This is a genomic window from Rhodococcus sp. NPDC003382, assembly GCF_053589135.1.
In genome coordinates, this window is record NZ_JBSFRH010000001.1 from 29574 (window position 1) to 54322 (window position 24749).

General features: G+C 69.3%; 21 protein-coding genes. 15 read left to right on the forward strand and 6 right to left on the reverse strand.

Annotation, left to right across the window (positions count from 1 at the left end; translation table 11 throughout):
• Positions 1-5: 5 nt before the first annotated feature.
• The gene (locus ACWDUD_RS00160; protein ID WP_450107993.1) at positions 6-1010 is read right to left on the reverse strand and encodes an ABC transporter substrate-binding protein; all 1005 of its coding nucleotides are present in this window, start codon (positions 1008-1010) and stop codon (positions 6-8) included.
• Positions 1011-1330: 320 nt separating this feature from the next.
• Here ACWDUD_RS00160 and ctaD point away from each other — a divergent pair, with 320 nt between their 5' ends.
• The 3 genes from ctaD to ACWDUD_RS00175 all read left to right on the forward strand — a co-directional run bounded on the left by ctaD (position 1331) and on the right by ACWDUD_RS00175 (position 5223).
• The gene (ctaD, locus tag ACWDUD_RS00165; protein ID WP_248673351.1) at positions 1331-3076 is read left to right on the forward strand and encodes an aa3-type cytochrome oxidase subunit I; all 1746 of its coding nucleotides are present in this window, start codon (positions 1331-1333) and stop codon (positions 3074-3076) included.
• A 108-nt stretch (positions 3077-3184) separates the two neighbouring features.
• Positions 3185-4462 carry a phosphoserine phosphatase SerB gene (serB, locus tag ACWDUD_RS00170; RefSeq protein ID WP_248673350.1) on the forward strand — a complete coding sequence of 426 codons (1278 nt, stop codon included), beginning with the start codon at positions 3185-3187 and terminating at the stop codon, positions 4460-4462.
• The gene (locus ACWDUD_RS00175) at positions 4459-5223 is read left to right on the forward strand and encodes a peptidyl-tRNA hydrolase (protein ID WP_450108137.1); all 765 of its coding nucleotides are present in this window, start codon (positions 4459-4461) and stop codon (positions 5221-5223) included. Before serB ends, ACWDUD_RS00175 begins: the two co-directional genes overlap by 4 nt.
• A 13-nt stretch (positions 5224-5236) precedes the next feature.
• On the opposite strand, the gene glgX is transcribed toward ACWDUD_RS00175, so the two are convergent.
• On the reverse strand, positions 5237-7390 hold the full coding sequence (gene glgX, locus ACWDUD_RS00180) for a glycogen debranching protein GlgX (protein ID WP_450107994.1): 2154 nt from the start codon (positions 7388-7390) through the stop codon (positions 5237-5239).
• A 42-nt stretch (positions 7391-7432) separates the two neighbouring features.
• Between glgX and ACWDUD_RS00185 the strand changes: the two genes are divergently transcribed.
• From ACWDUD_RS00185 to ACWDUD_RS00205, 5 genes are all read left to right on the forward strand, one after another.
• Positions 7433-8269, forward strand: a complete 837-nt coding sequence (locus ACWDUD_RS00185) for an ABC transporter ATP-binding protein (protein WP_197251325.1) — start codon at positions 7433-7435, stop codon at positions 8267-8269.
• A gap of 73 nt (positions 8270-8342) precedes the next feature.
• Entirely contained in the window at positions 8343-9182 is an 840-nt protein-coding gene (locus ACWDUD_RS00190; RefSeq protein WP_450107995.1) for an NUDIX hydrolase, read from the forward strand.
• A 15-nt stretch (positions 9183-9197) separates the two neighbouring features.
• The gene (locus tag ACWDUD_RS00195; RefSeq protein WP_197251323.1) at positions 9198-9977 is read left to right on the forward strand and encodes an enoyl-CoA hydratase-related protein; all 780 of its coding nucleotides are present in this window, start codon (positions 9198-9200) and stop codon (positions 9975-9977) included.
• 52 nt (positions 9978-10029) lie between these two features.
• Entirely contained in the window at positions 10030-11007 is a 978-nt protein-coding gene (locus ACWDUD_RS00200) for a class I SAM-dependent methyltransferase (protein WP_197251322.1), read from the forward strand.
• Positions 11008-12165, forward strand: coding sequence for a THUMP-like domain-containing protein (locus ACWDUD_RS00205; protein WP_450107996.1), 1158 nt, complete (start codon positions 11008-11010; stop codon positions 12163-12165).
• Here ACWDUD_RS00205 and ACWDUD_RS00210 read toward each other — a convergent pair.
• The 3 genes from ACWDUD_RS00210 to ACWDUD_RS00220 all read right to left on the reverse strand — a co-directional run bounded on the left by ACWDUD_RS00210 (position 12162) and on the right by ACWDUD_RS00220 (position 16195).
• Positions 12162-14489, reverse strand: a complete 2328-nt coding sequence (locus ACWDUD_RS00210) for an arylsulfatase (protein ID WP_450107997.1) — start codon at positions 14487-14489, stop codon at positions 12162-12164. The two genes, ACWDUD_RS00205 and ACWDUD_RS00210, sit on opposite strands and share 4 nt — an antisense overlap.
• 81 nt (positions 14490-14570) lie before the next feature.
• Positions 14571-15485, reverse strand: a complete 915-nt coding sequence (locus tag ACWDUD_RS00215; RefSeq protein WP_450108138.1) for a formylglycine-generating enzyme family protein — start codon at positions 15483-15485, stop codon at positions 14571-14573.
• Between the two features lie 86 nt (positions 15486-15571).
• Positions 15572-16195: a GntR family transcriptional regulator gene (locus tag ACWDUD_RS00220; RefSeq protein ID WP_248673347.1), complete on the reverse strand. Its 624-nt coding sequence runs from the start codon at positions 16193-16195 to the stop codon at positions 15572-15574.
• 199 nt (positions 16196-16394) lie between these two features.
• Here ACWDUD_RS00220 and ACWDUD_RS00225 point away from each other — a divergent pair, with 199 nt between their 5' ends.
• The 5 genes from ACWDUD_RS00225 to ACWDUD_RS00245 are packed head-to-tail and all read left to right on the forward strand — an operon-like array spanning position 16395 to position 20925.
• Complete coding sequence (locus tag ACWDUD_RS00225; protein WP_450107998.1) at positions 16395-17246, forward strand: ABC transporter permease subunit; 852 nt, start codon at positions 16395-16397, stop codon at positions 17244-17246.
• Positions 17246-17974 carry an ABC transporter ATP-binding protein gene (locus ACWDUD_RS00230; protein ID WP_197251317.1) on the forward strand — a complete coding sequence of 243 codons (729 nt, stop codon included), beginning with the start codon at positions 17246-17248 and terminating at the stop codon, positions 17972-17974. Before ACWDUD_RS00225 ends, ACWDUD_RS00230 begins: the two co-directional genes overlap by 1 nt.
• 52 nt (positions 17975-18026) lie before the next feature.
• Positions 18027-19109: an NrtA/SsuA/CpmA family ABC transporter substrate-binding protein gene (locus ACWDUD_RS00235; RefSeq protein ID WP_450107999.1), complete on the forward strand. Its 1083-nt coding sequence runs from the start codon at positions 18027-18029 to the stop codon at positions 19107-19109.
• Between the two features lie 26 nt (positions 19110-19135).
• Complete coding sequence (locus ACWDUD_RS00240) at positions 19136-20500, forward strand: LLM class flavin-dependent oxidoreductase (RefSeq protein ID WP_450108000.1); 1365 nt, start codon at positions 19136-19138, stop codon at positions 20498-20500.
• Entirely contained in the window at positions 20497-20925 is a 429-nt protein-coding gene (locus ACWDUD_RS00245) for an OsmC family protein (RefSeq protein WP_248673344.1), read from the forward strand. The genes ACWDUD_RS00240 and ACWDUD_RS00245 overlap by 4 nt, the downstream gene beginning before the upstream one ends.
• 63 nt (positions 20926-20988) lie before the next feature.
• On the opposite strand, the gene ACWDUD_RS00250 is transcribed toward ACWDUD_RS00245, so the two are convergent.
• A complete protein-coding gene (locus ACWDUD_RS00250; RefSeq protein ID WP_248673376.1) occupies positions 20989-22290 on the reverse strand; it encodes an outer membrane protein assembly factor BamB family protein in 1302 nt (433 codons plus the stop codon).
• A 96-nt stretch (positions 22291-22386) separates the two neighbouring features.
• Between ACWDUD_RS00250 and ACWDUD_RS00255 the strand changes: the two genes are divergently transcribed.
• On the forward strand, positions 22387-23151 hold the full coding sequence (locus ACWDUD_RS00255; protein ID WP_197251313.1) for an acyltransferase: 765 nt from the start codon (positions 22387-22389) through the stop codon (positions 23149-23151).
• Between the two features lie 54 nt (positions 23152-23205).
• Complete coding sequence (locus ACWDUD_RS00260) at positions 23206-24693, forward strand: amidase (RefSeq protein WP_450108001.1); 1488 nt, start codon at positions 23206-23208, stop codon at positions 24691-24693.
• The last annotated feature ends 56 nt before the right edge of the window (positions 24694-24749 follow it).

Sequence of the window (24749 nt, forward strand, 5' to 3'; positions counted from 1 at the left end):
CCAGGTTATCCCTTGTGCGGATCGACCCCGAACGCCTCCGCGAGGTCGTCGAGGATCAGGTGGGCCCCCTGGATGCTGACGGGAGTCATCCACAGGCTGTCGTCGACGTCGATCTTGCGGCCCCGGAGGTTCCCCCACAGCGGGTTGGTCAGGAACGGCTGAGCGGCGCCCTCCGACTTCCCGTCGCCGTCGCGGTACATCGAGACGAAGATGACGTCGGCGTCCGCCTGGGCGATCAGCTCGGGGCTGATGGCGTTCATGATGCTGCTCGGGTCGGCCGGATCCGGACCCTGGCTCTCGGGCCGGGCCAGACCCGCGTCCTCGAGGACGATGCCGCTGAACGAGGTGGTGCGGTACAGGCGCGCGGTCGGCTCACCGGCGAAGCGCACGACCGAGACGGTCGGGTTGTTCGCCGAGGCGTTGATCTCGTCGCCGATCGCCTTCGCTCGTGCCTCGTACTCGCCGATCTTCTGCTCGGCGAGGTCCTCCTTGCCGAGCGCCCGGGCGGCGAGCCGGATGTTGTCCTTCCAGGTCGGTCCGGTGGACTGGGAGAAGACGGTGGGAGCGATCGCCGACAGCTCCTCGTACTGCTCACCGTTGCGCACCTCGGCGGACAGGATCAGGTCGGGCTCGAGGGCGGCGATCTTCTCCAGGCTCACGTCGGCGACCTTGCCGACCGAGACGGCGTTCGCGGCGTACTTCTCCGGGGCGTCTCCGAGGTAGTCGGGCAGTCCTTCGGTGCGGTAGTCGACGTAGCCGACGAGTTCGCTCTCGAGCAGCAGTGTCGCGTCGGCGTAGCTGGTGTCGAGCGCGACGACCCGCAGGGGAGCCTCGTCGAGCGTGGTCGAGCCGCGGAAGTGTTCGACCGTGCGCGGGAAGCCCTCGGTCGACGAGACGGACGTTTCCGGCTCGGTGTTGTCGGCGGAGCAGCCGGCGAGGGTGACTGCGGCGGTGAGTGCCGATGCGAGCGCGACGGTCGCGCGGCGGCGGAATCGAGGGAGCACGTCCATACCTCGGACTTTCGGAGTGGGGCAACAACGACGCAACACTAGCCTGATAAGGTTTCGCTACCCTAAATCCCTGTCCGATGTGACGTACATCATCCGCGCGCGGGGAGGCGTGCGACACGCCGGGGAAGGGGCTCACGAGGGTTCTGCTCACGAACAACACCCTGGTCGTGGCAGCACCTCGAGGTACGCTATCGCACCGAGTACGACACTGAGTAGGACCCGGTGGGCGACCGCTGTGTGCACGGTCTACGATTCGACTCAGCGCAAGCCAGAGACCGCTCGCCTCCAGCCCGAGGTCGAGCGCGCATTCAGGAGGATTAGTGACTGCCGTAGCGCCCCAGCCAGTCCCGATAGCTGCAGCAAGGCCGTACCCGCCGCGGCAGGGACCCAAGGGTTCGTTCATCTACAAGATGATCACGACTACAGATCCCAAGCTGCTCGGGATCATGTACCTCATCACCTCGTTCTCGTTCTTCCTCATCGGTGGCCTCATGGCCCTCCTGATGCGCAGCGAGCTCGCGGTCCCCGGCCTGCAGTTCCTTTCGAACGAGCAGTTCAACCAGCTGTTCACCATGCACGGCACGATCATGCTGCTCATGTACGCGACGCCGGTCGTGTTCGCGTTCGCGAACTACATCGTCCCGCTGCAGATCGGCGCCCCCGACGTCGCGTTCCCGCGTCTGAACTCCTTCAGCTACTGGCTGTACCTGTTCGGCGCGACCATCGTGCTCGCCGGCTTCATCACCCCCGGTGGTGCCGCGGACTTCGGCTGGACCGCCTACACCCCGCTGACGAGCGAGCTGCACTCGCCGGGCGTCGGCGCCGACTTCTGGGTCCTGGGCCTCGGCGTCATGGGTCTGGGCACGATCCTCGGTGCGGTCAACTTCACGACCACCGTCGTCTGCCTGCGCGCCCCCGGCATGACCATGTTCCGGATGCCGATCTTCACCTGGAACATCCTCATCACCAGCCTGCTGATCCTGCTGGTCTTCCCGCTGCTCACCGCCGCGTTCTTCGGTCTGTTCGTCGACCGTCACCTCGGTGGCCACATCTTCGACCCGGCCACCGGTGGCGTCCTGCTGTGGCAGCACCTGTTCTGGTTCTTCGGCCACCCCGAGGTGTACGTCATCGCGCTGCCGTTCTTCGGCATCGTCTCGGAGATCTTCCCGGTCTTCTCGCGTAAGCCGATCTTCGGTTACACCGGCCTGGTCTACGCGACCCTGGCGATCGCGGCCCTGTCCATCGCGGTGTGGGCACACCACATGTACGCCACCGGCGCCGTGCTGCTGCCGTACTTCTCGTTCATGACGTTCCTCATCGCCGTCCCGACCGGCGTGAAGTTCTTCAACTGGATCCTGACGATGTGGAAGGGTCAGCTGACCTTCGAATCGCCGATGCTGTTCTCGGTCGGCTTCATCATCACGTTCCTCTTCGGTGGTCTGACCGGCGTCATCCTCGCGAGCCCGCCGCTGGACTTCCACCTGCACGACTCGTACTTCGTGGTCGCGCACTTCCACTACGTGCTCTTCGGCACCATCGTGTTCGCCACCTACGCGGGCATCTACTTCTGGTTCCCGAAGATGACCGGCCGCATGCTCGACGAGCGTCTCGCCCGCTGGCACTTCTGGCTCACGTTCATCGGCTTCCACACCACGTTCCTGGTGCAGCACTGGCTGGGCAACGAGGGCATGCCGCGTCGCTACGCCGACTACCTGCCCACCGACGGCTTCACCACGCTGAACACCATCTCGACGATCGGCTCGTTCATCCTCGGTGCCTCGACGCTGCCGTTCCTGTGGAACGTCTTCAAGAGCTACCGGTACGGCCAGGTCGTCACGGTCGACGACCCGTGGGGTTACGGCAACTCGCTCGAGTGGGCCACCTCCTGCCCGCCGCCGCGCCACAACTTCACCGAGCTGCCGCGCATCCGGTCGGAGCGTCCGGCGTTCGAGCTGCACTACCCGCACATGGTCGAGCGGATGCGGGCCGAGGCCCACGTCGGCCCGGGCAGCCACAAGCACAACGTGGCCGTGCACGAGGGTGCAGACAGGGAAGCCCTGAAGTAAGTCGGTAACCCGATGTGACGCAAGGCCCCGCCCGATGCTCGGGCGGGGCCTTGCGCGTGACCGGGCGCACCACCCCCAACCTCTGAGGCAGCCGTTCCGATTGGCAGAATGGAAGGGCCCGTGCCGCGAGAGAAACGAAGGATCGGAGACGTAGTGGCGTCTGACACCACCGTGCTGGTGACCGTGACAGGACCGGACCATCCCGGTGTGACCGGTGTGCTCTTCGCGGCGCTCTCCCGCCACGACGTGGATCTGCTCGACGTCGAGCAGGTCGTCATCCGCGGCCGGCTGACACTCGGTGTCCTGGTCGCGTGCCCGAACGACCCGGAGGCCCTCCAGGACGAGATCGAGGCGGCGATGGCCACGGTCGGGATGCACGCGGACGTGCAGATCGGCGTCGAACGCGGCCTCGAGCACTCGGTCTCGACGCACGCCGTCGTCGTGCTCGGCAGCCCCGTCAGCGCCCGCGCGATGCGCTCGGTCGGCCGGGAACTGGCCCGCCAGGGCGCCAACATCGACTCCATCCGCGGCATCGCGGACTACCCCCTCACCGGCCTCGAACTCATGGTGACCGCGGCCGACACCGGCGCCGACGCCGACGCGCAGCTCCGGGCCGGCCTCGCCGAGGTCGCCGCAGGCCTCGAGATCGACATCGCCGTCGAGCGCGGCGGCCTGGCCCGGCGTTCCAAGCGCCTGATCGTGTTCGACGTCGACTCGACCCTCGTGCAGGGCGAGGTCATCGAGATGCTCGCCGCTCACGCCGGTGTCGAGGACAAGGTCCGCGCCGTCACCGAAGCCGCGATGCGCGGCGAGATCGACTTCACCGAATCGCTGAACCAGCGCGTCGCCACCCTGGCGGGCCTGCCCGCGACCGTGATCGACGAGGTCGCCGAGAGCCTGGAGCTGACCCCCGGCGCCCGCACCACCATCCGCACGCTGCGCCGCCTCGGCTTCCGCTGCGGCGTCGTCTCCGGCGGCTTCCGTCAGGTCATCGAGGGTCTCGCGCACGAACTCGAACTCGACTTCGTGCGCGCCAACACCCTCGAGATCGTCGACGGCAAGCTCACCGGCCGGGTCGTCGGCGACGTCGTCGACCGCGCCGCCAAGGCCCGCGCCCTGCGCGAGTTCGCCGACGAGGTCGGGGTGCCGATCGAGCAGACCGTCGCGGTCGGTGACGGCGCCAACGACATCGACATGCTCAGCGCCGCCGGTCTCGGCATCGCGTTCAACGCCAAGCCCGCGCTGCGGGAGGTCGCCGACACCGCGCTGTCCTACCCGTACCTGGACGCGGTGCTGTTCGTGCTCGGCGTCACCCGCGACGAGGTCGAGGCCGCGGACCGGGTGGACGGCACGCTGCGGCGCGTCCCGCTCGACAGCGGTGCCTGACAGCGGTGCCTGACACCGACGCCGGGTTCGGTGCCCGCCACCGGGTGCTCACCCGCGGATACGGGCATCGGCCCGACCCGGACGACCCGGCCGCGGTCCTCGCCATGCCGATCGTGCTGCACATCCCCAAGCAGAACCCGCCGCGGCGCAGCGCACTGCTCGAGGCCGCGGCGACGGCGACGATCGCCCTGTGCCTGGACCCGCGCGTCGGACCGGACGCGGACGGACAGCCCGGTCCGTGGCAGGACGCCTACCTCGCCTGGAACGACGCCCGCATCCGGAAGGTCAGCCGACGCGCCCGGGGCGCGCAGTGGCTCGCCGCGCAGGACGTCGACGGGATCACCGTCGACCACGACGGCGCCCAGGCCCGCGCGCTCGTGCCGGGTCCGGTCGGTGACCTGGACCCGCGCATCTCACGGCTGCAGATCGGTGGCACCGACCTGCCGCACGACGATCCCGGTGACCCGGATCCCGGCATTCCGGTGCTGTGGATCGACGCCGGCCTCGACATGACCGTGGGCAAGGCCGCGGCGCAGGTCGGGCACGCGGTGATGCTGCTCGCCGGGGTTCTCGACGAGGACGCGGTGCGGGCGTGGGCCGCGGACGGCTACCGCTGCGCCGTACGCGACGCGGACCCCGAACGGTGGAAGGAACTGCGCGCCCGCGCCGAGGCGGGCCGGGGCCCGGTCGCCGCGGTCCGCGACGCCGGTTTCACGGAGGTCGCACCGGGTTCGATGACCGTGATCGCGGTCGCCGGCTGACGCCCCGCCGGGCTCAGCCGTCCTTCCGGAACATCAGCACGGTCGGTCCGGTCACCTCCCACTCGGAGCCGACGGGTCGAGGCGACGCGTCGGCGGGTGCACCGTCGGGTGCGCTCGAGTCGAACACGCACACCACCCGACCCCGATACCACTCGGGTCCGGCGAGCACGAGCGTCGCCGGGCCGGCAGCATGCAGCACGATCAGGCCGCTGCTGTCCGCGAGCGGCACCCCGGCCCGCGTGACCGTGCCCAGTTGCGACCCGTCCACCCACGCCTGCAGGGTGCGCCGGTCGTCGTCGTGCCAGCCGGCCTCGTCGAGTTCGAGGCCGTCACCGCCGAACCACACCAGGTCGGGATAGCCGACGGTGCGGGCGCGGCCGTCGAAGAAACGGCGCTGACGCAGCACCGGCACGACCTTGCGCAACTGCAGCAGCTGTCGCACGAATGCGATCCGGGTGGTGTCGGCCGACGACCAGTCCAGCGGCCACGCATCGGTCACCGGGGTGTCCGCCGGGACGCAATAGGCGTTGTTGTTGCCGCCCTGGCTGTGTCCGAATTCGTCGCCGGCGAGCAGCATCGGGGTGCCGGTGGACAGCAGCAGCGTGGCCAGCAATGCCCGCACGTGCCGGTCGCGGGCGGCGACGATCTCCGGGTCGTCCGTCGGCCCCTCCACACCGTGGTTGACCGACTCGTTGTGGTCGGCGCCGTCCCGTCCGTCCTCGCCGTTGGCCTCGTTGTGCTTGCGTTCGTAGGCGACCAGATCGGCCACGGGGAACCCGTCGTGCGCGGCGACGAAATTGATCGACATCCACGGCTGCCGCACGGTCCGGTCGTAGAGGTCCTCGGAACCGGCGAGACGCGAGGCGATCTCGCGGATCCCGGACCGTCCCGCCCAGAACCGGCGGACCGTGTCGCGGTACCGATCGTTCCATTCCGACCACTGCGCGCCGAACTCGCCGAGCCGGTAACCGTGGACGGTCGCGTCCCACGGTTCGGCGATCAGCTTCAGATCCGTCAGCACCGGATCGGTGGTGATCGCGGTGAGCAGCGCGGCCCGCGAGTCGAACGTGCCGCCGCGCGGACGGCCCAGCGCGCTGGCCAGATCGAACCGGAACCCGTCGACCCCCATCTCGGTGGCCCAGTAGCGCAGGCTGTCGCACACCATCCGCACCGCGATCGGCGAGGTGGCGTCGACGGTGTTGCCGCAGCCGGTCAGGTCGATGTCGAGCCCCTGCTCGTCCAACAGGTAGTAGCCGCGCGCGTCGAGTCCGCGCCAGGACAGGCTCGGCCCGGCCACCGACCATTCGCACGTGTGGTTGTAGACGACGTCGAGGATCACCTCGATCCCGGCGGCGTGCAGCGCCGCCACCATGGCCCGGAACTCGTCGATCTCCGCGCCGGGCACGCTCGCGTACCCGGGGTGCGGCGCGAAACAGGCGGCGGTCGAATAGCCCCAGTGGTTGCGCATCCCGCGTGCCCGTACCGGGGGTTCGGTGAGGAACGCGTGCACCGGCAGCAGTTCGACGGCGGTCACCCCGAGCCCGACGAGATGCTCGAGGACGGCCGGCGCGGTCAGCCCGAGATAGGTGCCGCGGTGTTCGGGCGGCACCCCGGGATGGCGTGCCGTGTAGGACCCGACGTGCAGTTCGTAGAGCACCGTCTGCTCCCACGCGGTGCCGGGGCGGTCGTGCCGGACCGTTCCGGCCGGTTCGGTGACCACCGACAACGGGACGTGGCCGAGGGAATCGACGGTCGAGGGTGCGCCGAAGGGATCGTCGTCGTAGGCGAGCAGGCGTCGCGGATCACCGATGGCGCCGGTCAGGCGGCGGGCCCACGGGTCGAGCAGCAGCTTGTGCGGGTTGGTGCGCAGCCCGGTGCCCGGCTGCCACGGGCCGTGCGCCCGGTAGCCGTAGCGCTGCCCGGGACCGACCCCGGGCACCGTGCCGTGCCAGATTCCGAAGGTCCGGTCCGGCAGGTCGATCCGCTGTTCCCGCCCGTCGTCGTCGATCAGGCAGACCTGCACACGGTCGCTGTGCGGGGCGTGCACCGAGAAGTGGGTGCCCGCGTGGGGGTCGTCGGCTTCGAGGGCGGTCGCCCCGAGCGGGAACGGACCGCGGTCGGCGCGCGCCACCGGCGGCGCGGTGGGATCGGTGGGGGAGAGCGACACGAAACGATCCTGCCGGTGAATCGGCTGCCGGGGTAGTCCAAGATGGACGGCGTGGCACAACCTGATCCCGATCTGCTCATCGAATTCGACGACGTGTTGGTGCGGCGGGGCGGCAACGTCCTGGTCGGACCCGTGACCTGGAAGGTGGAGCTGGACGAACGCTGGGTGGTGCTGGGGCCGAACGGCGCCGGCAAGACCTCGTTGCTGCGGGTCGCGGCCGCGGAGACGTTCCCGACCTCCGGCACGGCGAGCGTGCTGGCCGAGCGGTTCGGGCGCACCGACCTGTCCGAACTGCGACCGCGCATCGGTATGTCGTCGTCGGCGCTGGCCAACCGCGTTCCGGCCGACGAGAAGGTCTCCGATCTGGTGGTTTCCGCCGGGTACGGCGTGCTCGGCCGGTGGCGGGAGAAGTACGACGCGATGGACACCGAGCGGGCTACGGAGATGCTCGAGAGCCTCGGCGCCGAACACCTCGCCGACCGCATGTACGGCACCCTGTCGGAGGGGGAACGCAAGCGGGTCCTCATCGCCCGGGCGTTGATGACCGATCCGGAACTGCTGCTGCTCGACGAACCCGCGGCGGGTCTGGACCTCGGTGGCCGTGAGGAACTCGTCGCGCGTCTGGCGACGCTCGCCGCGGACCCGGATGCCCCCGCGACGGTGCTGATCACCCATCACGTCGAGGAGATCCCGCCGGGCTTCACCCACGCGATGCTCCTCAAGGAGGGGCAGGTGGTCGCGCAGGGGCTGATCGACGACGTGATCACCTCCGAGAACCTGAGCACCGCGTTCAGCCAGTCGATCACGCTCGATCGGGTGGACGGGCGCTTCTTCGCGCGCCGCACCCGGGAGCCGGGCCGGCACCGCGTGCACGTCTGATTCCGGATCGGGACCGGCGTCTCGATGCCGGTCCCGATGCGACGCGGATCACCCCGTCACGTAGTTTGTACGCATGTCTACCGAACGCTCTGCAGCCCCCTTCGATCCGGCCGCGGTGCCGATCAAGGACGCCTCCACCGTCCTTCTGCTCCGCGATTCCGACCGTGGTATCGAGGTATTCCTGCAGCGCCGCGTCGTCGGCATGGACTTCGCCGGCGGCATGACGGTGTTCCCGGGCGGTGGCGTCGACCCCTCCGACAGCGCCGCGTCCGTGCGCTGGGCCGGCCCGACCATCGCCTGGTGGGCCGAGCGGTTCACGACCACCGAGGGACGCGCGCAGGCACTCGTGCTGGCCGCGGTCCGCGAGACGTTCGAGGAGTGCGGCCTGCTGCTGGCCGGACCCAGCGAGGACACCGTCGTCGCCGACACCGCGCAGTACGCGCAGGCCCGTCGTCTCCTCGAGGCGCGGGAACTGTCGTTCGGCGACTTCCTCGCCGCCGAAGGACTCGTGGTTCGCACCGATCTGCTGCGCCCCCGCGCGAACTGGATCACCCCGCTCGGTGAACGCCGCCGTTACGACACCCACTTCTTCGTCGCGGCCGTCCCCGAAGGGCAGCGCGCCGACGGCGACACCAGCGAAGCCGAGCACGTGCAGTGGCGCACGGCGGCCGAAGCACTCGACGACTGGCAGGCGGGTGCGTCGATCCTGCTGCCGCCGACCTGGGCCCAGCTCACCTCGCTCGCCGCATACGCCACCGTCGCGGACGTGCTCGCGGACGAGGTCGTGATCGAACCGATCCTGCCGATCCTGTCGCGCAACGACGAGGGACAGATCCGCGTCTCGTTCGGCGGCGACGAGGGCTACTACACCCGCGGGGGGCCGCACCCCTGGGCGAAGCGCACCGACATCTGATCTAGCCTGAGCGGCATGGCTGAATTCGTCACTCTCGAGGTGTCCGACGGCATCGGGACCATCCGGCTCGACCGCCCGCCGATGAACGCACTGAACCGGCAGGTGCAGGAGGAGATCCGTGCCGCCGCCCGGGAGGCGACGGTACGCAAGGACGTCAAGGCCGTGATCGTCTACGGCGGCGAGAAGGTGTTCGCCGCCGGTGCCGACATCAAGGAACTCGCCGAGATCGGCTTCGTGCAGATGAGCGAGATCATCGGGGACCTGCAGTCCGCGCTCGGGTCGATCGCCGACATCCCGAAGCCGACGGTCGCGGCGATCACCGGCTACGCGCTCGGCGGTGGCCTGGAACTCGCGCTCGGCGCGGACCGCAGGATCATCGGCGACAACGTCAAGCTCGGGACGCCGGAGATCCTGCTCGGCATCATCCCCGGGGGCGGCGGCACGCAGCGGCTCGCGCGGCTCGTCGGTCCGTCGAAGGCGAAGGACATCGTGTTCACGGGCCGGTTCGTCGGACCGGACGAGGCGCTCGCGATCGGGTTGGTCGACGAGGTCGTCGCACCCGATGACGTGTACAACGCAGCGCGGAGGTGGGCGTCGCAGTTCACCGGAGCGGCCTCGCGTGCGCTCGCGGCGGCGAAGGCTGCGATCGATCAGGGCCTGGACACGGATCTCGACACCGGACTGAAGATCGAGCAGCATGTGTTCGCGTCGCTGTTCGCGACGGCCGACCGCACGATCGGGATGGAGTCCTTCATCGCGAACGGCCCGGGCAAGGCCGCGTTCACCGGCGAATAGCCCGCCGAAACTGGAACTTGTTCCATGCTTACCGATGGGTAGGATCACACCTATGACTGCAAGCAGGACCGACGGGACCGATCCCGCGCCCAACCCGCACGCCACCGCCGAAGAGGTCGCCGCTGCGCTCGAGGACACCAAACTCGCCCAGGTGCTCTACCACGACTGGGAAGCCGAGACGTACGACGAGAAGTGGTCAATCTCCTACGACGAACGTTGCATCGACTACGCCAAGGGCCGCTTCGACGCGGCGGCGGGTGAGCAGCCCCTTCCGTACGGGAAGGCGCTCGAACTCGGCTGCGGCACCGGTTTCTTCCTGCTCAACCTCATGCAGGCGGGCGTCGCGAAGTCCGGTTCGGTGACGGACCTGTCGCCCGGCATGGTCAAGGTCGCCCTGCGCAACGCCGCGAATCTCGGACTCGACGTCGACGGCCGGGTCGCCGACGCCGAGACCATCCCGTACGAGGACGACACCTTCGACCTCGTCGTGGGTCACGCCGTGCTACACCACATCCCGGATGTCGAGCAGTCGCTGCGCGAGGTCCTGCGCGTTCTCAAGCCCGGCGGCCGGTTCGTCTTCGCCGGTGAGCCCAGCACGATCGGCAACTTCTACGCGCGGTGGCTCGGTCGCATCACCTGGGAGGCGACCACCAACATCACCAAGCTGCCGTTCCTGAGCGACTGGCGCCGTCCGCAGACCGAACTCGACGAGTCCTCCCGGGCCGCGGCCCTCGAAGCCGTCGTCGACCTGCACACCTTCGATCCGTCCGATCTCGAGAAGATCGCGACCTCGGCCGGTGCCGTCGAGGTGAAGGCGTCGAGCGAGGAGTTCGCCGCGGCGCTGCTCGGCTGGCCCGTGCGCACCTTCGAGGCCGCCGTGCCGGAGGAGAAGCTCGGCTGGGGCTGGGCGAAGTTCGCGTTCGGTGGCTGGAAGACGCTGAGCTGGGTCGACGAGAAGGTGCTCAAGCACGTCGTGCCGCGCAGCTTCTTCTACAACGTCATGATCACCGGTGTGAAGCCCGGCAAGTAGTTGGGATACGAGTTCACCCTCGCCGACGTCGCCTATCTGGCGTCGGACGAGGCGGCGTCCGCCTTGACCGAGGTGGACGGCCGGGAACTGTCCGCGCGTACACGCCTGGCCGACATCGGCTGGGTGCGTACGCGTTTCGGCGACCGTGCCGGCCTGCTCGTCGAGACCGTGCTGGCGCGCCGCAAGGCTGTCGCGAAACTGCCGGAGGCCGGGGGATGGCTGCTCACCGACGACGCGGTGCAGCAGGCCACCCCCGCCGTGGTCGCCACGCATCGGGCGCGGCGCCTGGCCGGGCGGCGCGTGCACGACGTGACATGTTCGATCGGCGCGGAACTGGCGGCGCTCGTGGGTGTCGCCGACCTCGTGATCGGCAGCGATCTGGACCCGGTGCGGTTGGCGATGGCCGCGCACAACGTGCCGGGCACATCGCTGATCCGGGCCGACGCGCTGCGGCCCGTCACCCGCGGGACCACCGTGATCGCCGATCCCGCACGCCGCGCCGGCGGCCGGCGCACGCACGATCCGGCGGCGCTGCAACCACCGCTGCCGGACCTGCTCGACGTCTATGCCGGACGCGATCTCGCGGTGAAGTGCGCGCCGGGCCTGGATTTCGACGCGATCGACTGGGCGGGGGAGGTCGAGGTCGTCTCGCTCGACGGCGGTGTCCGCGAGGCGTGCCTGTACTCGCCGGGCCTGTCGAGCCCCGGTGTCCGACGCCGGGCAAGCGTGTTGCGTTCGGATGGAACGGGATTCGAGGTCACCGACGCGATGCCCGACGACATCGACGACCGTCCTCCGGGGCAGTGGATCGTCGATCCCGACGGCGCGATCGTGCGGGCCGGCCTGGTCCGGCACTGGGCGGCATATCACGGTCTGTGGCAACTGGATCCGCGCATCGCCTATCTCACCGGCGACACCCTGCCCGAGGGCGTGCGCGGCTTCCGCATCCTCGATCGGTTCAAGTACACCGAGAAGGCCTTGAAACAAGCGCTCGCGCAGCACGACTGCGGGGTCGCCGAGATCCTCGTCCGCGGAGTCGACGTCGACCCCGCGGTGCTGCGGCCACGTCTGAAGCTCCGGGGTTCGCGGTCGTTGTCGGTGGTGCTGACCCGGATCGGGCGCACCGCGGAGGCTTTCGTGTGCGAGGCGTCGTTCTAGATGTAGTCGACGACCACCTTCTCGATGGTGCCCTCGAACGGGAACGGTGCGCGGTCGTAGTAGTCGAGCGACACCGGGGATCCGAGACAGGTACCGATGTCGAGACAGTCGTTCGCCGTGAACAGCAACGGCGCGCTGATCGGCACGGTCGTCTCGCCGACCTTCTGCCCGTCGACACACATTTGGACGTTCAGCGGGCCGCCGGGACGGGTCTCGGCGTACTCGGTGAACACCTCGAGTTTGTGCTCACCGGGCGGAATCGGCTCCGCCGAGCGCATCTTGGTGCGCATCAGGATGAACAGGTTGTACTCGTAGCAGAGGTAGCCGTCGTCCATGAAACAGGTCAGCCCGCCGCCGTTGCCGCCGAGAGCGTAGAGGACACCGCCGGCCCGCTCGGGGACGGTCAGCTCGACGGCAACGCGGTTGTTCCTGTTTCCCAGTGCGGGAGCACAGAATTCGGGCATACGGGTGACGTCGCCGGTGAACTCCCAGCTGGTGTACGGCGTGGTGATCCGCTGCTCGGGGTGAAGTGCCACCACCCAAAGCCCCCCGCCGATCGGCAGGGCGTTGTTCTTGGCCGCCTCGATCGCGAACAACTCCCGCAGCTGGGCCAGCTTCTCGGGATACTGCGCCGCGAGGTCGCGGTTCTGGGTCCAGTCCTCGTCGAGATTGTAGAGCTCCCAGGTGTCGTCGTCGGGGTTCCAGTCGCGGATCCCGCCGGGCATGCCCTGCAGCCACGGTGCCCGGGGTCCGAATGCGGACGCCATCCAGCCGTCGTGGTAGATCGCGCGGCTGCCCATGATCTCGAAGTACTGGGTGAGCTTGCCCGCCTTAGCATCCCGGTCGACGAAGGTCTCCGCGAAGCTGGCACCGTCGATGGGGTCCTGCGGAATCCCGTTCACGGAGCGGGGCGGGGTGATTCCGAGCAGGTCGTAGAAGGTCGGCACCAGATCGTTGCAGTGCAGGAACTGGGTTCGCGGGGTCCGATCGGGGGTGATCTTCGCGGGCCACCGCGCCACCATCGGATTGCGGGTTCCCCCGAGATGCGACGCGAGGAGTTTCATGCCCTTGTAGGGCGTGCTGCCCGCCCACGCCCATCCCGCGTGGTACATGTTGTCGGTCTTCGGAGAGCCGAGGACGTCGAGTCCGCCGAGTTCCTCGAGAGCGGCGATGTGCTGCGCCGGGGTCGTCGGAATCCCGTTCTGCGCCAACAGTTCGCTGATGGTCCCTTCCTGGCCCTCCCCGGACGAGCCGTTGTCGCCCCAGATGTAGAGGACCAGGGTGTTGTCGCGGTAGCCGAGCCGGTCCAGCTCGTCGAACAACCGCCCGACCTGCACATCACAGTGCTCGGCGTACCCGGCCGCCACCTCCATGAGGCGACGCTGGAACGGCTTCTCCTCGTCGGGGATGTCGTCCCACGCCGCCATGGTGGGATCGCGGTCGGTGAGCTCGGCCTCCGGTGGGATCCAGCCCTTCTCCTTGGCCCGGGCGAACACGCGCTCGCGGTAGGCGTCCCAGCCGTCGTCGAACTTGCCCGCATACCGGTCGGCCCAGTCCTTCATGATGTGGTGCGGGCCGTGCAGGCAGCCGCTGGCCCAGTACATGAAGAAGGGCCGGTCGGCGTCGAGCGCCTTGTGGCGGCGCAACCAGCCGATGGCGTCGTCCGCGAGGTCCTCACTGAGGTGGTAGCCCTCCTCGGGGGTCTTCGGCGGCAGGACGACGGTGGTGTTGCGGACCAGGTTCGGCTCGTACTGCGATGCCTCACCCGCGAGGAAGCCGTAGAAGTAGTCGAAACCGACGCCGGTGGGCCAGTTGTCGTAGGGCCCGGCGGCCGTGGTCTCCTCGGCCGGGGTGTTGTGCCACTTGCCGAACGCCGCGGTGGTGTACCCGTAGTGCCGCAGGACCTCCGCTCCCGTCGCACTCGACTTCGGGATGTGGCCGGAATACCCGTCCCAGTCGTTGGCCAGTTCGGCGATCTGCCCGTTTCCGACGCGATGGTGGTTGCGGCCGGTGAGCAGCGACGCGCGGGTCGGCGAACACATCGCGGTGGTGTGGAAGCGGTTGTAGCCGATGCCCTCGTCGAGCATGCGGTCGAGGGTGGGGGTGTTCACCTCGCCGCCGAACCCTGTCGGCAGACCCGGACCGGCGTCGTCGATCAGCACGACGAGGATGTTCGGGGCGTCGGCGGGCAGCCGGCGCTGCTTCGGGTGTGGGCTGTACACCGATTCCTGCATGGTGCGGCCCGCGATACTCCCCGACGGCGTCGGGGGAAACGGCAGGGTATCCCCGCCGGGTATCGGTGCTGCCCGGAGTTCCTTGCCCATGACCGTGTGCCCCCTTCTCCGTCCACCCGTTCCAGTACAGCACCGGTTCGTCGTCGCGGAGACGGGTTTGCGAGATGGAAGTCACGGCCGGAGGATGCACCGGAAGCCGATGTGGCAGGTCGACGTCTCCTCGGTTTCACCCTGCCGGGCAGCGGGGCGGTAGCGAAGACAGTAGTTCGGCGCGCACAGGTGCGAGCCGCCCTTGATCACGCGGCGCGCATACGGTTCGTTCGGGTCGTGGACCACAGCAGCGTCGACGCGGGGATTCGCCGGAATGCAGCACGACGACGCCGGGGCGACGTTCTTGCCGCTCGCCGAGTGGTCGGGGGAGAAGTGGTCGCTCGTCCACTCCCACACGTTGCCGGCCATGTCGTCGAGCCCATACCCGTTGGGCCGGAAATGCCCGACGGGGGAGGTTCCGGCGAACCCGTCCTCGAGGAGGTTCTGCCACGGGAACTCGCCCTGCCAGACGTTCCCGCCGGGGCGGCCGCCCGGCTCGTGCTCGTCACCCCACACGAAGATCTTGCGATCGAGGCCGCCGCGCGCGGCGAACTCCCACTCCGCCTCGGTCGGCAGTCCCTTGCCGGCCCACTCGGCGTACGCCCTGGCGTCGAACCACGACACGTGCGTGACCGGATGCCGTTCCCTGCCTCCGACATTGCTGTCGGGACCCTCGGGGTGACGCCAGTCGGCGCCGGGTGTGAAGGACCACCAGCGGGTGTAGTCGTCGAGGGGAACAGGGCCCCGGGGCGGCGTGAACACCAGTGACCCGGGAACGAGCAGTGCCGGGTCCGCCCCGGGGTACCGGTCCGGGTCGGGCGCGACCTCCGCGGTCGTGACATATCCGGTCGCTTTCACGAAGCGGCGGAACTCGGCGACCGTCACCGGGTGCTCGTCCATCCAGAACCCCCCGACCGTTACCTGGTGGACCGGTCGTTCCTCGGGATAGAAGTCCTCCGAGCCCATCCAGAACGTGCCTCCCGGAATGAAGACCATGTTCTTCGGCACTGCGTTCTTCGGTAGCGCCCTTGTCATGGGGATCAGCGTCGCACGGTCCGTGCGCCCGTCGGTGGGATTCCCGACTAGCGCGCCGCCATGGCAGAAATGCGGATATCGCGGGTGCGCTCCTGGTGAGCGGTCATCAGGGCGCGCGCCCGCTCGCCGTCCCCCGCGACGATCGCGTCGAGGATGTGGCGGTGCTCCGTCTCGATCGCGTCGAGATTGTCGGGAGCCGCGGACGCCTCGGCGTCGTAGACGGCCAGTTGCGCGTCCAGGCGTTCCATCAGCTCGGCGATGGTCGGGTTGTGGGCGGCGGAGCGCAGCGCGGCGTGCCAGTCGTTGTGCAGGCGGAGTGCGCTCTTCGGATCCGGCGCCGCGACGGCGCGCTCGAACAGGCTCGTCAGCCGGGCCAGATCGATCTCGGATCGTCTGGTCGCCGCGGCGAACGCGGCAGCGGATTCCAGCGCGATCCGGGCGTCGCAGATCGCGAGTACCTCCTCCTCGGTGCGCTCACGCACCATGTAGCCGCGGGTGACCTTGATCACCAGACCGTCGAACTCGAGCCGCTGCAACGCTTCCCGCACGGGTGTCCGCGACAGCCCCATCTCCGCGCCGACGCCGGCCGGCACCAGCATGGAGCCGGGCGCATATTCGCCGTTCGTAATGCGTTCGCGCAGTTGTGCGTACGGCGATCTGTCGACGTCCAACGGTCGGTTCCCTCCTCGAGACGCGCAGAAAAGTGGACGAACCAACCCATACCAGGACAGCGCGCGGATGGGAAGGGTTTGAATCCATGTGTATACAGTTGTCGTCGGTTGTTGTCGTTTGTATTTATAGTGCTCCTCGCACTGCTGTCCGCGAGGAGAACGATGAACACGACCACCCCCACACCGACGGCGACCGGCGATGTCTGATCTCACGGTCTCCGCAGCACCGGCTACCCCTGCGCCAACCGCCGAGCCGCCGCGCACCCGCCGCGTCATCCGGACGCCGCGGGCGACCGCGCTGTTGCCGTGGGTCGTTCCGGCCCTCGTGCTGCTCGGCTGGCAGTGGGCCTCGTCCACCGGAGTGATCTCCGCGTCGATCCTGCCGCCCCCGAGCAAGGTGCTCGACACCGCCCGAAACCTCTGGGCCGCGGGAGAACTGCAGACCCACTTGCTGGTGAGTGTGCGACGCATCGTCATCGGCTTCACCATCGGCGCCGGGATCGGTCTCGTCCTCGGCTTCGCCGTCGGCCTCTCGCGCATCGCCGAAGGACTCGTCGACCGGACCCTGCAGATGCTGCGTGCGCTGCCGCATCTCGCCCTCGTCCCGCTGCTCATCGCGGCGTTCGGCATCGGCGAGCTGCCGAAGGTCCTGCTCGTGACCCTCGGCGTCATCTTCCCCGTCTACCTCAACACCGTCGCGGGTATCCGCACCGTCGATCCGAAGCTCGTGCAGCTCGGCCGCTCGTACGGACTCGGGCGCGGCGAGCTGATCCGGCAGGTCATCGTCCCCGGCGCGATGCCGATGATCCTGACCGGCATCCGCTACGCGCTCGGCGTGGCCTGGCTGACGCTCGTGATCGCCGAAACCATCGCGACCAGCGAGGGCATCGGCTTCCTCGCCCAGAACGGCCGCGACCTGCTCCGCAACGACCGGATCGTCCTCGCGATCGTGCTCTACGCGCTCGCCGGCCTCCTGGCCGATCAGCTCATCCGGCTGGTCGAGGCGCGAGTCCTCCGCTGGAACCCCAACTACCGGAAGGGAACTCGCTGATGTCCCGTGACGACCTCGTCGGACTCGACCTGCTCGGCGTCGGACACCGCTACCAGGACAAGCGCATCCTGAACAACATCGACCTGTCGATCGCGCCGGGCGAGTTCGTGACGTTCCTCGGACCGAGCGGCGTCGGCAAGTCCACCCTGCTCCGGATCCTCGCCGGGCTCGAGCAGCCGACCGAGGGCCGCGTCGAGCCGACCGTCGACCGGCCCGTCGTCTCGCGCATGATGTTCCAGGAGGACCGGCTCCTGCCCTGGCGCAACGTCCTCGACAACGTCCAGCTCGGCACCAAGGGACGACGCGACGAAGCGGCCGCGCTGCTCCGCGAGGTCGGACTCGCCGGTCGGGAGAACGCCTGGCCCTCCGAACTGTCCGGCGGCCAGCGGCAGCGCGTCGCGCTCGCCCGCGCCCTGCTGCACCACCCCGACGTGCTGCTCCTCGACGAACCGTTCGGTGCACTCGACGCGATCACCCGGGTCACGATGCAGCAACTGCTCGAACGGATGCTCGCCGAGCGGCCCCGGACCGTCCTGCTCGTCACCCACGACGTCGAGGAAGCGTTGATCCTCTCCGACCGGGTGCTGCTGCTCACCGAATCCGGGATCACCCGTGAACTCCGGATCGACCAGGCCCGCCCCCGGCACCGCGGTGACGCCCGCCTCGCAGCCTGGAAGGAGGAGTTCCTCGACGGGCTCCTCGAGGCCGACCGCGCCCTCCATTCCTGACACTGCCCCTCCGATCCACCCGATCCACCCGTAGGAAGGTTTCACCCCCGCTATGTCACCCCTGACCTCTTCGTCGCTGAGCCGACGCGGCTTCCTCAAGGCCACCGGCGCCGGTGTCCTCGGCCTGACCGCCCTGTCCCTCGCCGGGTGCAGCACCGACGCCGCAGCAGACGAAGACGGCCCGCTCACCCAGGTCCGGTACGCGCTGATCGGCGACGGCAACGCCGAACCGGGCACCGTGCTGCGCAACAGCCTCGGTGGGTTCGACGTCGCCGCCGACCTCGGCGTGCCGGTGGAATGGCCCACCGGATTCCCGGCGTCCCTCCCGGTGATGGAGGCGATCAAGTCCGGCAGCGTCGACTTCTCCTTCGCCACCGCGACCGCCGTCATCTACGCGATCGGCGGTGGCGTTCCCATCGTCCCGCTGGTGGCGTACCCGCTGCCGAGCAACGAGGTGGACGTCCTGGTCCCGCAGGGCTCCACCATCCGGTCCGCCGCAGATCTGAAGGGCCGCAAGGTCGCCGACCACCGCGGCACGACCGGCACGTACAGCCTGGTCAAGTACCTCGAGACCGCGGGCCTGACGCTCGACGACATCGAGTACGTCAACCTCACCGCCGCGGACGCCGAGGCCGCGTTCGCGCAGGGCAAGGTGGACGCCTGGATCACGTGGCAGCCGATGGCCGAGCTGGCCAAGCGCAAGCACAACGCCGCGACCCTGCCCGACGTGAAGACCTACGACTATGCCTTCTTCGTCGCGAGCGAATCGTTCGCGAACAACCACCCCGAGGTCGCGGCGAAGCTGGTGCGCAACGTCCGCGACGCACAGCGCTGGATCGAGGCCAACCCCGCCGCGGCCGTCGACGAGTTCACCCGGCTCGGCGGCTTCGGCGGCAACGCGATGGAAGCCGAGGTGTACCGCGACCTCGTCGAGACGAAGCGGCTCTCGTACTCCGGTGCGGGACAGTTCACCTCGGTCGGTGCCGACGCGATCGCCGGCTCCCAGGATCTCGCCGACAACTTCCACCGGCTCGGCATCTACCCCGAGCAGGTCGATGTCACGTCGTGGCTGCAGGATTCGCGGTTCGACTCGATCAAGTCCGTCATCGACAAAGAACTCTCGAACGTCCAGTAACTCTCGAAGTAGGTATCAGCACCGTCATGTCCGACTCCCAGATGCATCTCGCCGCGTTCATCACCGCCGGCCCCGGCCGCCCCGGTGGCTGGCGCTACCCGGCCTCGGTCCCCGGGTGGTTGTCCGCGGAGTACTACCAGAACATCGCCCGCACCCTCGAGGACGGCAGGTTCGACCTCGCGTTCTTCGCCGACATCCTCTCGGTGCCCGACCGGTTCGGGTCGAGCACCGACACCCAGTTGCGCAACGGCGCGCTCGGCTCGTTGCGTCTCGATCCGCTGCACGTGCTGTCGTCGATGGGTGCCGTGACCCGGCACCTCGGTCTCGCCGCGACGGTGTCCACCACGTACGCGCAGCCGTTCACCGTGGCCCGCTCGTTCGCGAGCCTGGACCACCTCACCGCCGGCCGCGCTGCCTGGAACGTGGTGACCTCGTTCCAGGAGTCCGAGGCGCGCAATTTCAACCTCGACGAGCAGTTCCCCCGCGAGAAGCGCTACGAACGCGCCGACGAGTTCCTCGAGGTGGCGGCGAAGCTCTGGGACAGCTGGGAGGACGACGCGCTGGTCCTGGACACCGAGGCGCCGTTGTTCGCCGACCCCGCCAAGGTGCACGCGATCGGCCACAAGGGCGAGTGGTTCACCGTTCAGGGACCGCTCAACGTGCCGCGGCCGCCGCAGGGATACCCGGTGGTGATCCAGGCCGGCGCCTCCGCCAAGGGCAAGGACTTCGCCGCCCGCTGGTCCGACGTGATCTTCTGCAGCCACGCGTCGCTCGAGTCGGCGCAGGACTTCTACCGCGAGATCAAGGAGCGGGCCGCCGCGCACGGCCGCGACCCCCGTCAGGTGAAGATCCTGCCGTCGATCGCCCCGGTCATCGGTGCCACCAGCGCGATCGCGCAGCAGACCTTCGAGGAGCTGTTCGAACTGGTGCCGCCACTGGGCGGGCTCTCGACCCTCGCCTACCACCTGGACGTGGACCTGTCGACGTTCCCCCTCGACGAGCGGCTGCCCGACGTCGAGGTTCCCGGCGTCGAGGGCCACTACCGCGAGGTCCGCGAGATCACCGAACGCGAGGGGCTCACGCTGCGGGAGCTCGGCAAGCAGTACGGTGGCCGCGTCGAAGGCGGATTCATCGGTACCGCAACGGAAGTCGCAGACGGCCTGGAGGAGTGGTTCACCGGAGGCGCGTGCGACGGCTTCATGGTGCAGGCTCCCTACCAGCCCGGGGGATTCGAGGACTTCACCCGGCAGGTCGTCCCCGAGCTGCAGAAGCGCGGCCTGTTCCGAACCGAATACGAGGGATCCACCCTGCGCGAGAACCTCGGACTCGAGCGTCCCGCTGCGCGTGAATGGGAGAACCGGATCCCCAAGCCCGCGAGCGCCGCCCGATGAGCGCCGGCACCGCGCCCGCGTCGAACATCGCGGCCGTCTCGGGGCACACCATCGCCGGGGTACCCGGCCGGTTCGTGATCGACGCCCGCGCCAATCATCTGGTGACCGACTCGCGATTCGGTCCCGGTGAGTCCATCCAGGCCGGGGAGCTGCTCCTGTCGGCGCTCGCCTCGTGCGCGATGGCGAACTTCGAGGCGAACGCGACGGAACTGGAGTTGCCGCTCGCCGGGATCCGGGTCGAGGCCTCGCACGCCCGCGGCAGCGAGGATCCGACCCGGTACGACTTCACCCGGGTCACGATCACCACGACCGGGGTGGATCAGGCTGCGGCGGACGTCCTGCGCGAGCGGTTCGTCGCGACCTGCCCGATCTACAACACGATCCGGCGGGGCAGCGGGATCGAGTTGACGGTCCTCGCCTCCTGAGATGACCGGCCTACGGCCACACCACCGGTGCCTGCGCCCCGGTGGTGTGGCCGTTCGGCACTCTCAGCGCAGCGTGTAGAGATCCCCGAGCAGCGTGGTCGCCAGCAGTTCGCCGTCCGGTCCGATCGCGGTGCCGACCGCGAAACCTGATGCCCCCGGCAGGGATTCCTGATCCAGCGTGCTGCCGTCGGAGGTGTCGAAGACCAGCGCGGCGAGGCCGTCCGGAACCCGCACCACCGTGTACCCCACTCCGTCCGCGGCGACGGCCGGTGCGCCGAGCTGACGCACGTCGTCGCGTTCCCACAGGGATTCGGGGTGATCCCCGGCGTCGCGCAACGCCACGAGCGGACCGTCCGCGCCGCCCCCGGCGAGCAGGATCGTCCCGTCGGCCGTCACCGCCGGTCCCGTCGAGGTGACGAAACCCGGATCGTGGCTCCAGCGCGGCGAGCCCGTCGCGGCGTCGATCGCCCAGAGGGTGCCGTCGCCGTCGTGCACGTACACCGTCGCGCCGTCCGCGGAGAGCACCGGGCTCGTCACCGCCCCGCCCGGAAGGTCCGCGAGCGACCACTCCTCGGCGATGCGCGCGTCGTCACCGCCGGTGTAGCGCAACGCGACCAGTGCCGCCTGGTCCGTCCCCGGGCGCCACAGGGTGGCGAAGATGCGGTCCGTCGCCACGTCCACCGCGGGCGTCGTCGCGACCGGGCAGTCGGGGGAGCCGCCGAAGCACGCGGCCAGTCCGTGGTCGGGGGCCTGCCGGGGCACGTTCGTGCCGTCCTGCACACCCGGGATCGGCACCATGTCGTAGATCGGGGCGACGAGCCTGCCCGTCTGCGTATCGACGACGTTGACCTGACCGAAGTGCGTGACCACCAAGAGGTTTCCGTCACCGGTGAACTGTGCGCTGCGCGGTGTGCCGCTCACCGGGATACGCCAGCGGCGCTGCCCGTGCTCGTTGAACGAGTACAGACCGCCCTCCTCGCCGACATAGACGTTGGCGACGGTGTCGGCGACCGGCGTGACCACGCCGACGCCCGGCGCGAGACGCGTACACCAGCGTTTGCGGCCGGTGTCGATCTGGAACGCGAACAGATTGCAGCCGGCGTCGGTGGATGCGCTGACGAAGATCTGCCCGTTGGCGGCGATCGACGGCGGTGATCCGACCGCGCCGCCGACCGATCGGGTCCAGGCGACCGACACGTCCGAGAGTCCGTCCGCGACCGCGGTGCTGCTGTTGCGGGCGTCGGAATAGCGGCCCGGCCACGCTCCTTCGGAGAGGATGTCGATGGGTTCGTCCCCGCTTCCGCATCCGCTCAACGCGAGTGCTGCCGTCGTCGTCAGCACTGCAGTCCGCAGGACACCCCGCATCACACATCTCTCCTCAGGCCCGAAGGATACGGTCGGTCAGCCTATCGGGCCGGGCCCCGTGCTTTCCTCACGAGGCTGACCGTAGGCTGGCATGTTATGACGAGCATGTGGGGCGCACCGTTGCGCACGAGGTGGCGTGGTTCACGTCGCCGGGACGCCGACCAGGCGAAATTCCTGACCGTCGACTCGCTGCGGTGGGTGCTGGCCAACAAGGCGTACACACCCTGGTACCTGGTGCGGTACTACCGACTCGCGAAGTTCAAGCTTGCGAACCCGCACGTGATCCTGCGCGGCATGGTCTTCCTCGGCAAGAACGTCGAGATCCACTCGACGCCGGAACTGTCGCGGCTCGAGATCGGCAGATGGGTGCACATCGGTGACGGCAACGCCATCCGCTGTCACGAGGGGTCGCTGCGCATCGGCGACAAGGTCGTCTTCGGCAAGGACAACGTCGTCAACACCTACCTCGACATCGAGATCGGTGCGTCGACCCTCGTCGCGGACTGGTGCTACATCTGCGACTTCGACCACCGCACCGAGGACGTCACCTACCCGATCAAGGATCAGGGCATCGTCAAGAGCCCGGTGCGGATCGGGCCCGACACCTGGATCGCCGCGAAGGTCACCGTGCTGCGCGGTACCCGCGTCGGCCGCGGCTGCGTGCTCGGTGCGCACGCCGTGGTCAAGGGCGACATCCCGGACTACAGCATCGCCGTCGGATCCCCGGCCAAGGCCGTGAAGAACCGGAAGGCCGACTGGGAGGCCGGCGCTGCGCAGCGCGCCGAATACATCGCGGCGCTCGAGGACATCGCCCGCAAGAAGGCGGGCGACCTGCCGGAAGGCGCGGACGCCGGAGCCTGATCCGGTATCCGTCGTCGACGAGGGATGGTCGACGAGGGTGAGGGGAGCTGCGGGATGGACTACTGCGAGTACCGCCGTTACGACGCGGTGGGGTTGGCCGAACTCGTCGCCACCGGCCAGGTCGGCGCCGAGGAGCTGCTCGAGACGGCGATCGCGCGCCTGGACGCGGTCGAACCGGTCCTGAACACGGTGGTGTACCGGCTCGACGAGCGGGCCCGCACCCGCGCCAACGGCCGGCTCACCGGGCCGTTCGCCGGGGTTCCGTTCCTGGTGAAGGACCTCGCACAGGACGTGGTGGGCACACCGACCGGAAGCGGTAGTCGTGCCCTCGCCGCGCTGCCGGCCGCGCGCAACGCGCTCGTCGTCGACCGCTGGATCGACGCGGGGCTGGTCGTGTTCGGGAAGACGAACACCCCGGAGTTCGGGGCGAAGAACATCACCGAACCGGAGGCGAACGGGCCGACGCGCAATCCGTGGAACCCGGAGCACACGCCCGGCGGATCGTCGGGTGGTTCGGCCGCCGCGGTCGCGGCGGGGGTGGTGCCCGCCGCCGGCGCGAACGACGGCGGCGGGTCCATCCGGATCCCCGCCGCCTGCTGCGGACTCGTCGGGCTCAAACCGGGGCGCGGTGTGGTGCCCAGCGGCCCGGCCGTCGGCGAGTTGCTGCACGGCGCGGTGTCCAACGGGGTCGTCACTCGCACGGTCCGGGACGCGGCGGGGATGCTCGACGTCGTCGCCGGCCCCGACCCGACCGGTCCGTACCTCGGTGCCCGCGCCGAGGAGTCGTATGCGGCGATCGCGAGCCGCCCACCGCGGCAACTGCGCATCGGCTACGCGACCGCCTCGCCGCTCGGCACTCCCGTCGACCGGGAAGCGGTCGCGGCCGTCGACGACGCGATCGCGCTGCTCGACGAGCTCGGGCACCACGTCGAACCCGCCGAGACCGGTATCGACGAGCGGCGCCTCGCGACGGACTTCCTGACGATGTGGTTCGCCTCGCTCGCGCAGGATGTCGACGATGCTCGTCGCCGGACCAATTGCGGCCCGGACGGATTCGAACTCGACACCCGTGTCCTCGCGGCCGTCGGCCGGTCGGTGTCGGCACCGGATTACCTTGCGGCCCTTCAGCGGTGGAACGGTTACACGCAGCAGCTCGTGGCCTTCCACGAGCGCTACGACCTGCTCCTCACACCGACGCTGGCGTCGCCGCCGATCCGCATCGGCGAACTGACCACCCCGCCGATGGTCCGGATTCTGAGCCGGCTGATCGTCGCGGGCCGGCTCGGCCGTCTCGCGCGGCTCGGTGGTCTCCTGGACTCGATCGTCGACGACAACCTGGGTCGGACCCCCTACACGCAGCTGGCGAACATCACCGGGCGCCCGGCGATCTCGGTGCCGCTGTACATGACGCCCGACGGTCTACCGCTCGGGGTGCAGTTCGTCGCGCCGCTCGGTGGGGAAGGGTTGCTGCTCGCGCTCGCAGCGCAATTGGAACAGGCCCGGCCGTGGGCCGACCGGCAGCCGCCGCTCGCCCCGGCCTGACGGCCTCGTGCGCGGTTCCGGTGGCGGGGGCTACCGAAATCGCGCACGAGGCGCGG

What these genes read in the sequence shown, in the direction of transcription:
- ACWDUD_RS00245 (WP_248673344.1), top strand. Translation starts at nt 20,497, where the DNA reads ATGAGCGCCGGCACCGCGCCCGCGTCGAACATCGCGGCCGTCTCGGGG.
- ACWDUD_RS00160 (WP_450107993.1), bottom strand. Translation starts at nt 1,010, where the DNA reads ATGGACGTGCTCCCTCGATTCCGCCGCCGCGCGACCGTCGCGCTCGCA.
- ACWDUD_RS00240 (WP_450108000.1), top strand. Translation starts at nt 19,136, where the DNA reads ATGTCCGACTCCCAGATGCATCTCGCCGCGTTCATCACCGCCGGCCCC.
- ACWDUD_RS00190 (WP_450107995.1), top strand. Translation starts at nt 8,343, where the DNA reads ATGTCTACCGAACGCTCTGCAGCCCCCTTCGATCCGGCCGCGGTGCCG.
- ACWDUD_RS00195 (WP_197251323.1), top strand. Translation starts at nt 9,198, where the DNA reads ATGGCTGAATTCGTCACTCTCGAGGTGTCCGACGGCATCGGGACCATC.
- ACWDUD_RS00215 (WP_450108138.1), bottom strand. Translation starts at nt 15,485, where the DNA reads ATGGTCTTCATTCCGGGAGGCACGTTCTGGATGGGCTCGGAGGACTTC.
- ACWDUD_RS00260 (WP_450108001.1), top strand. Translation starts at nt 23,206, where the DNA reads ATGGACTACTGCGAGTACCGCCGTTACGACGCGGTGGGGTTGGCCGAA.
- ACWDUD_RS00255 (WP_197251313.1), top strand. Translation starts at nt 22,387, where the DNA reads ATGACGAGCATGTGGGGCGCACCGTTGCGCACGAGGTGGCGTGGTTCA.
- ACWDUD_RS00250 (WP_248673376.1), bottom strand. Translation starts at nt 22,290, where the DNA reads ATGCGGGGTGTCCTGCGGACTGCAGTGCTGACGACGACGGCAGCACTC.
- ACWDUD_RS00230 (WP_197251317.1), top strand. Translation starts at nt 17,246, where the DNA reads ATGTCCCGTGACGACCTCGTCGGACTCGACCTGCTCGGCGTCGGACAC.
- serB (WP_248673350.1), top strand. Translation starts at nt 3,185, where the DNA reads ATGGAAGGGCCCGTGCCGCGAGAGAAACGAAGGATCGGAGACGTAGTG.
- ACWDUD_RS00185 (WP_197251325.1), top strand. Translation starts at nt 7,433, where the DNA reads ATGGACGGCGTGGCACAACCTGATCCCGATCTGCTCATCGAATTCGAC.
- ACWDUD_RS00210 (WP_450107997.1), bottom strand. Translation starts at nt 14,489, where the DNA reads ATGGGCAAGGAACTCCGGGCAGCACCGATACCCGGCGGGGATACCCTG.
- ACWDUD_RS00200 (WP_197251322.1), top strand. Translation starts at nt 10,030, where the DNA reads ATGACTGCAAGCAGGACCGACGGGACCGATCCCGCGCCCAACCCGCAC.
- ACWDUD_RS00235 (WP_450107999.1), top strand. Translation starts at nt 18,027, where the DNA reads ATGTCACCCCTGACCTCTTCGTCGCTGAGCCGACGCGGCTTCCTCAAG.
- ACWDUD_RS00225 (WP_450107998.1), top strand. Translation starts at nt 16,395, where the DNA reads ATGTCTGATCTCACGGTCTCCGCAGCACCGGCTACCCCTGCGCCAACC.